Raw genomic sequence first — 9745 nt, 5'->3', positions numbered from 1 at the left:
ATAATGATGTTATCGGCGGACGAACCCTGACCGACGATGTTAAAGCGGTCCGAAATATGCTGCATGCCCGACGCGAAGCCTCGCCGATCACGTTTGATGGATTACCACTGAAACTGAACAGTGAAGTGCAAAATATCTTAATGCACGGCACACCCGGTTCAGGAAAATCCAATGCCATTAATAAGCTGTTAATTCAACTGCGTAAACGCGGTGACATGGTGATTGTGTTTGATAAAGGCTGTTCGTTGGTCAAAAAGCACTACAACGAAAATATCGACAAATTGCTCAATCCCCTGGATGACCGCTGTGAAAATTGGGATCTGTGGCGTGAATGCTTAACGACACCCGATTTTGACAGTATGGCGAATACACTCATCCCTCAAAGCACCTCCGAAGATCCCTTCTGGACTGGGTCTGCGCGAACCATTTTTACCGCCGTCGCCGCTAAGTTAGGGGGGGATTCGAATCGCAGTTATAACAAATTATTACGAACGTTATTAGCCATTGATTTGAAAACGTTACGTGCGTATGTGGCAGGCACGGAAGCCAGTAACTTGATGGAAGAGAAGGTCGAGAAAACCGCCATTTCTATCCGAGGTGTGTTGACGAACTACGTCAAAGCCCTGCGCTACCTTCAAGGGATTGAACGTAATGGTAAAGAACCGTTTGCTATCCGTGAGTGGATGAAAAGTGTCAATGAGAAAAAAGAACGTCACGGATGGCTGTGGATCACCAGTAATGCCCGTCAACACGAATCCTTAAAACCGCTGATTTCCATGTGGTTAGCGCAAGCGGCCAACTGTTTACTGGAAATGGGGGAAAATCCGGAGCGTCGTGTTTGGTTTATCTACGATGAATTAGCCTCACTGCATAAACTCCCTGAATTACCGCAAGTGTTGTCAGAGGCCCGTAAGTTTGGTGGGTGTTTTACGTTGGGTTTTCAGAATAAGCCGCAGTTGGACTACACCTACGGTCGGGATTATGCCGATGCCATGATGGATTTGCTCAATACCCGTTTTTTCTTTCGTTCACCGGATGAAAGTGTCGCGAAATGGGTACGAGATCAACTCGGGCAAGAGCGGATCAGGCGATTCAATGAGCAATACAGCTATGGCAAAGAGACGGTGCGGGATGGGGTCTCGTTCAGTAAACAACAAGAAGACAGTGACTTAGTTAACTACTCCGATGTTCAGTCTTTACCCGATCTGACGTGTTATTTGACATTACCCGGTCAATACCCCGTTGTCAGGCAAGCCATGAGTTATGAAAAAATTAAGCCAGTCGCCGCTGAATTTACTCCGCGTAACATCAATGACAGTTTAGACCAAGAAATTGAAACGGAAATTGAGTTGCGACTGAAGCACGACACTTTACCCGCCAATGTGGGACGTTTTATTGATGGTCTCATTAGCGGCAAACCCGTTGACATCCCCACCGAGGTGAGTGCTACCACGACGGTAGAAAGTGCGGTGGCGAACGACAGGATGCCTGAAGAGCTTTCACCCGCCACACCTTCAGTCTCAGACACATCATCGCCAAAAGTGGATTCCAGCGAGACACAAACCGATCCATTGAGCAATCTAAATACCACGAGTGGTCGAGAGGTGGTGATGGAGGGACTCACTGTGAATACTGAAACGGGTGAGGTTTTAGGTGCCGTCGTCGAATCAGAAGAAAACCCCCAAGACCTGTATGACAGCTATACGCGCATGAGACAGGAAGAAAAGGAAATTTTAAATCATCCCAATGTTTCTCATACGAAACAGACTAACCGTAATGATACTCATGATGAACCGGAGATGTGGTAATGCTGACTGTTGCACCGATTGCCAATAATGCGGCCAATTATTATACCCATGAAGACAATTATTATTTCCTTGGCAACCTTGAAGCCCGTTGGATGGGCGAAGGGGCGAAATCGCTCGGGTTAGAGGGGGAAGTCACCAAAGACCAACTGGGGGAGATCCTCGAGGGACGTTTACCCAATGGCCAAAGTCTTGAGCGCAGGGAAAACGGTAAAAACGTCCACCGCGAAGGGCAAGACTTAACGTTTTCGGCACCTAAAAGTGTCTCTGTATTAGGACTCGTTCTGGGCGACAAGCGCATGATTGAGGCTCATAACCATGCCGTCGAGGTCGCCCTAAAGGAAGTGGAGAGTCTAGCCTCAACACGGGTAATGGTTGAGGGCAAAACGTCGTTGGAAATGACCAAAAATCTGGTGATTGCGGCATTTAACCACGATACCTCCCGCGAGCACGACCCCTTAGTCCATACGCATGCCCTAGTGATGAACATGACTGAGCACAATGGCGAATGGCGCACGTTATCCAGTGATACACAACAAAAAAGCGGCTTCAGTGAAGCCGTTTATGCATTACAAGTGTCATTAGGGCAAATCTACCGCCATGCTTTACGTGAGCGCGTGGAAGGCTTTGGTATGCAAACCCATGAAACGGGAAAAAATGGGTTATGGGAAATTGTGGGTGTGCCGGTTGTGCCTTTTTCTCAGCGCCATGCTCAAATCATGGATGCGGTGGGGCATGAAGCCTCACTGAAATCTCGGGATGTGGCGGCGCTCGATACTCGTCAAGCCAAAACAACCCCTGAAAAAAGCGAGTTGTTGACCGACTGGTTTGATCGCTTGGATAAAAATGGCTTTGGCCCTGAAGAACGTAAAACGTTTTATGCCGCTGCCGAACAGCGCATGGTCAAAGGGGAAGCCGGTTCAATGTCTCGGGAGGTTCAGCCCGATATCACACGCGCCGTCACCGATGCCATCGCGTTACTCAGTGATAAGCAGCTCAGTATGACGTACAGCCAAGTATTGGCTAAAACGCTTGGGGGATTGGAAGCCCGTGCGGGCATGATAGCGCAGGTGCGTGAAGCGATTGATGTGGCGATTGAACAGCGTCAACTTATTCCACTCGATGAGAAAAAAGGGCTATTTACCTCGTCCATTCATTTGATGGACGAGCTGAAGCTGCAACAAATCGCCACCGACATGAAGCAACATAACCGCACGGTCAGTTTTCAGGCACGGACAGAAACCCTCACTCCCGTGATGGAAAAAGTGGCCGATACCTTACCCAGTATTGCGATTGTCGCGAGTCAAGGACTCGGTAAAGCACAACGAGACGGGGTATTAGACGGCGTCACGATGGCGCAATCGCAAGGACGTGATGTTGCCGTGATGACGCTCGATACAACAAGTGCGAAAGTGTTTACCACAGATAATCGCTTTGCTTCTGTGCCGAAAATGACCTTGGGTGATGGTCAACCGCTTAAACCCAACAGTACCTTGGTGGTTGCCAATGCGGAAAAACTGTCACTGAAATCCGCCTTATCTCTACTTGAAAGCGCTCAATCTGCCAATGTGCAAGTGTTGATGATGGACAGTGGTGGCCGCAAAGGCACGGGCAACGTGTTGGCCACCTTACAAGATGCAGGGGTTCCGCGTTTTCAAGGTGAGTCTTCCGCTGTCTTGACGGTGAAAACGGAGCACATTCCCGATAAAAATCATCGTTATGCGGCACTGGCGGCGGATTATGCACAGCTGCACAGCGACATGAAACCCGTGGTCGCGCAGGTCAGTGGCGTTCGGGAGCAAAAAATCGTTACCGATACCATTCGCCAAACCCTCACCGAGCGCGGCATGCTCAGTGAAAAAACGGTGACGGTGACACAGCTCAAGCCCGTGTGGCTCGACAGCCATTCCCGCAAGCAAATCGACAGTTACCGTGAAGGCATGGTGATGGAGCGTTGGAATGCGGATAAGAAAGAGGTTGAACGTTACACCATTGACCGTGTAACGCCTGAAACCCGTTCGGTCACGTTGCTCGATGACCAAGGGCAAAAACAGGTGATGAAGCCACAGCAATTTGATGGCCAATGGAGTGCCTATCAACGCCAAACGATGGACATCAAGCAAGGCGAGCAGTTAACGATACTGGCGAAGCAAAATAAACTCTCTGCACGTGACGCTGTCACGGTATCTGGGTTTATGCCAAACGCCATCATGGTTAATTTCAACGGCAAAACGCACCGTATTGATGTGCGGGACGGTGTCAAAGCCGACTATGGTTATGTTACTGCCCCAGGGCAACAGGCTAACGATACAGGCACGGTGTTATTGGCCGCATCTGCACGGGATACACAGCCAACTTTACTCAATACGGCTGCGCGCAGTGGTGAGCATATTACGGTGTATACGCCACTGGATAAGATGGAAACCGAGCGTCGCTTATCGCGTTCGCCTGTCTATCAGCAAGCACGACAGTTAGCGGGAGTTGAGGGGCAGGATGCGAAAGCGATTGAGCAAGCCGCCGATAAAGCCACGGAAGCGTTATTGTCTAAGCCTGAAAAAGCCTTGCAACAAGGCATGGAGTTAGCGCAAGAGAGTCAGGTTTTTTTCTCGCGCATCGATGCGATTGCCAAAGCGTTACCGTTACACCCTTCGCTTGACAGTCAATTGGTGGGAAACGCTTTTGACCGCTTAGTTTCCCAAAAAGCCATCATCCCCGTGAGCAGTGGCAAGGGGGCAGCCCAACAACATTATGTGGTCGCCAGTACGTGGGAAATGGAAAAACAAATCCTCACAACTATTTTAGCGGGTAAAGGTACACAAACGCCGTTGATGGCGTCTGTGCCCGAGGCGCAGCTGGACGGATTAACCTCGGGACAAAAAGCGGCAACTGAGCTGATTTTAGGCAGTCGTGACCAATTTGTCGGTATCCAAGGCTACGCTGGGGTAGGGAAAACCACGCAATTCACTGCCGTTCTCAAGGCGTTGGATACCCTCCCAGCAGCGCAGCGACCGGAAGTGATAGGCCTTGCGCCCACGCACCGTGCCGTTGGGGAAATGGCCGATGTCGGTGTGAAATCGCAAACCTTGCATGCCTTTTTGATGGATGCGAATCAACGCCAACAACAAGGCGAAACGCTCGATTTTAAAAATACGCTATTTTTAGTCGATGAAAGCTCTATGGTCGGCAACCGAAATTTAAGTGAAGTTTTACAAATCATCGCGCATGGCGGGGGGCGAGGCGTACTCAGTGGGGATACGGCCCAGTTATTATCGGTGGACAGTGGTACGCCCTTTGCGCTTGCGCAAGAACGGTCAGCCCTTGATACCGCCATTATGAAAGAAATTGTTCGGCAAAGACCCGAACTTCGTCCGGCCATTGAAGCCATTATAGCAGGCAATATTCAAACGGCTATCGACACGATGAATAGCGTGACGTCTGATGTGGTTCCGCGCCGTGCCGATGCAGAATTACCTGAACAGTCAGTCGTACACTCGGGGGATAGGGTTCTTAATCATATTCTCGACGATTATCGCGGGCGAACTGTAGAGGCGCAAAAAGAGACACTCATTGTGGTGCAAACTAACCGTGATAAAGATGCGCTTAACGGCGGCATTCATCAAATCTTACTCGATCAGGGGCAATTGAAAGGCGGAAACACTATCCCGATACTGGTGCGTGAAAGTACGCGCACCGAAGCCTTGCTCTCAACGGTTGGGATGGCGGCACATGTCGGTAAGATTGCTCTCATTCAAGAGCAGTACTATCGAATTGCGGTGACAGAGACGGGAGTGAGTGAGGGAGTTGTTACCCTGGTTGATGAAGACGGTAAAGGGCATTTACTCTCGGCTTTTGAAAGTAGCTTACGGGATATCGGTATTTACCGCCAAGAAAGCCGTCATATCGCGGTTGGCGAGAAAATTAGCTTTACCCGTACCGACAAAGAGCGCGGACGCGTGATGAACAGTGACTGGACGGTCAGTGAAGTCAGCGAAAATGGAAAAATCACGATTACCAAGGGCGATGAGTCACGCGAGCTTGACCCGAATAGGGCATTGACTGACCAACACGTGGATTACGGCTATGCCGGTACGGCGCATAAAGCGCAAGGGGCCAGCAGTCAGTTTGTCATCGTCCTTGGCGGCGTGACAGGAGGACGACGCTTTCTGGCGACCTTACGCGATGCATACGTAGCTCTATCCCGTACGAAAGCGCATGTGCAAACCTACAGTGATGACTTGGCTAAATGGACGAGCGCAATTAAAAATCCGGGGAACCGGAAGACCGCCCACGATGTTTTGCTGACCGAACAAGACTACGCGGCTAACGTCGGTAATCAACTGTTTGAGCGGGCGCAGCCGCTCAATGAGACGGCAATAGGACGAGCATTAAGCCGTCAAATGGGATTGGATGACACCCATGAAGGGAAGTTTGTTTACCCGTCCACCAAGCATCCCGAACCGCATGTCGCGTGGCCGGCTTACGATGTCCACGGTAAAGCTCAAGGTACGGTGTTACAAGCGATTGAACTTGACGGTGATAAATTGCAAGGACTTCGAGCTGAAGGGCGTTTACTGGGGAGCGAACAGGCGCAATTTATTGTCGTCAAACCTAGTCAAAACGGACAAACCATGATTGTAAACAGTTTGGATTCAGCCTTTGAGGCGATGGCACAGCAACCCGAACAGGGTGTGGTGGTGCAGCTCCATCCCGATGAACGTTTACACACGGCCATGATTGAAAAAATCACGCAAGGGGAAGTGAATAACGCCTATGCGAACCCGAATGCCGCGCAAACCGATAAAGCAGACAGTGACCCGAAATCCCAGCAAACCCCAGAGGAGCAGGCGATTGATAAAGCCTTAAAAGAGGCTGAAGCTGCCCTGCGTCAGCAAGCGAGCAGCGAGCCTAAAGTGCCAGAACTGAGCGAGGATGAACTGCGGCAGGTGATGGCGCAAGAGCGTGATAGCTTGCTGAAAGGGGAACATGACTTCATGGAGGCGAAAGAGCGAGTCATTGAAAAGGCTGTTCAGTTTGAGCGTGAACATCAGCAACAACAACGGGAAGCCTTGCGTCAGCAAGAACGTGAAATGGTGATGGAAAAATCCCGTGACCGTGAGTTTGGTGATTAAGGTCCTGTTCTTTCTGTTTTAATCCGCATTGTCGGCGATTTCCGCCAGTTTCTTTTAGTTTTCTCTCGCGTCGAACATCAAGTTTTATCACAAATTTTGTGAATAAATCGCGTCTTTATCGTGAAGACGTTGCTTGGATGCGCATAGAGTGCTAAATTAGCCGACAATTGATGTGAATTTTGTGGTCGCCACGCCGAAAGGTGGCAAGAAATGGGATGTAACACACGAAATGTGCTGTGAACCCAAATAGAAAACCCCTGACATCTTCTTCATACTTGGCGGTGCGAGGAAAGATTATCAGGGGTCATCAGAGCAATTCCGCTAGGGGTAATGTTGAACTCCTAGCGGGGAGTATAGAATTATGCGCAAAAAAATTCAACTCCTTCCGTACAACATAAGTGCGGAGAGACATGACTAATGGGATCTCAATTCCTCCAATTCCTTGTTCCATCGGTAAAATTCATCGGCATTATGCGCCAAAATTTTCAGGTCAATTACCGAAATTAGTGCCTGTGCGTCGCTTTGCTGCCGCGTTAAAGCGTCACGATTGGAACCGCAACCCCCATATTTACCAACTGCGTTATAGTCGAAAGCAGCGGATATCCGTGCGTTCAGAGCGTCGGGAAACCTTTGACGCGTTAGCGATGGCCATGATTGCCTATGCCGATTATAACCCCGAAAGTGACGCGCTCTTTGAAGTAATGTGTTCGGTGGAGAAGTTGGCGGAATTGTGCGGTCAACTGTATCGCTATGACAGTGGCCGTAAAAGTTACGATCCGATATTGCATGCGCTGCGCGACTGGGAACACGCTAACCTCATTGTGATTGACCGCGATTTTGATATCGAGGCCAAACAATACAAAGCCATGCGCATTTGGATTCGTCCGGAGTTTTTCCATGGACTCGGGTTTTCTGCATCGGAACTGCGCGAAGTGGTCTCCAGCTTTAGCCGCTGGATGGAAAAACAGGGATTAAAAGAGAGCTACCAAAAACGCTACGCCCAACATGTTTTGCGGCTTGCCCGCGCGAACGTGGCGTCACTCGACACTAAGCATAAACTTCGCAACCTGCTCAATAAGCTCAAAACCCTCGTGGTTGGGAAGGATGAAGCGCTTAAACAAGAGAAGAAACATTTAGCCAAGGCCCTGAAAGAAAAGAAAGCCTTAGCCAAAAGTTTGGAAGCACCTGAAAGCGCTGAACATGCGGCATGGCGTCGTTTTGAAGCCTGGAAGGTGACGCAGCCTATTGCGGCAGTCATGGCCTTTGAGCGCAAAATGAAAGCCTTGTACCCGAATATTCAAGGACAGGCTATCTACTTGCATTACTTGGAACACTTGCCCGACTCTTAATTCATCCCCTTAAATTTACCGCCTTGACTGGCGGTGGTTTTGTTCGCCCTAAATCTGGATAGCGTGTTTTTTGAACAGAAAATTCGTTGATTCAATCTCTGCATTCATCTCGACGATGACAGCTCGACTATTTTAGTGTGATATTCACCCTATTAACTTCGAATGCGTTTATTCTCTGCAATTAACTTCGAATTAGTTTGGTATTTTATAGTTAAATTCGTTTTTAGATTCTGAACTAAACGTCCTTTTAAATAAAAGGAGTTGCGGCTCTGCTTTTTCAAGCCGCACACTCTAAAGAGATAAACCCAATAAAGTCTTCGCTTACAAGCCATAAATGGCTGTCGCTCAGATAATGGTGTCAGCATAGTGCCATTGCCCCCGTAAAGCTGGCCTATGGCCACCTTAACGCGCAGCTACAGCCGTTCATCGAGGCTACGCCTCTCGCCCGTCTCACTGCGTTTTCCTAAGGGTCAAATAAACAAAATAACGGTGTTAATTTTAATTGGCTCAACCAGGACGAGGGGCGGATTGGGGCATTAAACAGTGCGTAACCGCTAACGCGGGTCTCGACGGCCCTCACCTTAATCTGTTCTCTGTCACACTATTTGCCGTCTACAGCCCTTCGGGCTGGGTGATTTTGGTGAAATTTCATGATAATCTGCTAGTAATGCATTGATGATAAACGCGATTTTGGTGTGAGGTTGAAATGGAACGCAAAACACTGACGTTAAAACGTCCGACGATAGAAAAAGAGTCAGAAAGTACTGAACCGGTTATTCAACGTCGCCGTAAACAGGTGGTTATCAATACGCAGCGTAAACAGAATAAACCCACCAAAACAACGCCAACCACATCTCCTAAAAAGGTGACACCGCCACCTGCGAAAAAAAAGGACACATTTGTCCCCCTGTTAGAGAAAAAAGTTATTCCACCGACGCAACCGAAACAACATCTCCCGTTAGAGGAGGCTATCGCGAACCTCTCAGAATATTGGCCACACCTTTTTCCCAATGGACAACTTCGACCGATGGCGGTTGGCATACGTGAAACCTTATTTGCCGATAAAAAGGTGCGTGAATTGCCGATTTCAACTAAAAAGCTGAAACGCAGCCTTGCGGCCATTAGCCACAGTGTGAAATACCGCACCACGATTATGCCTGGCGCGGCACGTTATGATAAAGACGGTCAACCGAATGGCACTGTCACCGAGTTGGATGTCGCCGATACGTTGAAACGTATTCAAAAACTGGCTAAACAACAATCACGAATCGCATGACAAAGACACCCAATTCCCCGATTATCGTTGAAGAAAAGAATCGTTGGCTGGGTAAATTAGCCTTTGCGGCTTTAGTCGCGCTGAAACTGGCCCAATGGGATGGAAAAGCGGCTCGAAACGCACAATCAGAGAATCTTTTTCTGCTTCGCTGGTTACAAACGGCCCTGAAACAAAAACGGTTTCATC

5 protein-coding genes are annotated in these 9745 nt (G+C 49.1%); all 5 read left to right on the top strand.

Annotated elements, in window-relative coordinates; all coding sequences use genetic code 11:
* A partial coding sequence (gene traD, locus PSF16_RS14750) for a type IV conjugative transfer system coupling protein TraD (protein ID WP_272689538.1) occupies positions 1–1808 on the top strand: 1808 nt, incomplete at its 5' end.
* Positions 1808–6934, top strand: a complete 5127-nt coding sequence (traI, locus tag PSF16_RS14745; protein ID WP_272689537.1) for a conjugative transfer relaxase/helicase TraI — start codon at positions 1808–1810, stop codon at positions 6932–6934. The genes traD and traI, both read left to right, overlap by 1 nt.
* Before the next feature lie 410 nt (positions 6935–7344).
* Positions 7345–8283: a RepA family replication protein gene (locus PSF16_RS14740; RefSeq protein ID WP_272689536.1), complete on the top strand. Its 939-nt coding sequence runs from the start codon at positions 7345–7347 to the stop codon at positions 8281–8283.
* Positions 8284–8989: 706 nt separating this feature from the next.
* Positions 8990–9559: a ProQ/FINO family protein gene (locus PSF16_RS14735; RefSeq protein ID WP_272689535.1), complete on the top strand. Its 570-nt coding sequence runs from the start codon at positions 8990–8992 to the stop codon at positions 9557–9559.
* The coding region (locus tag PSF16_RS14730; RefSeq protein ID WP_272689534.1) for a DUF2913 family protein at positions 9556–9745 on the top strand (190 nt) is incomplete at its 3' end. The genes PSF16_RS14735 and PSF16_RS14730, both read left to right, overlap by 4 nt.

This window comes from Providencia sp. PROV033 (assembly GCF_028484855.1).
Classification (GTDB): domain Bacteria; phylum Pseudomonadota; class Gammaproteobacteria; order Enterobacterales; family Enterobacteriaceae; genus Providencia; species Providencia alcalifaciens.
The sequence above is the reverse complement of the archived record's forward strand: the minus strand, read 5'-3'. Positions and strand labels throughout refer to the sequence as shown.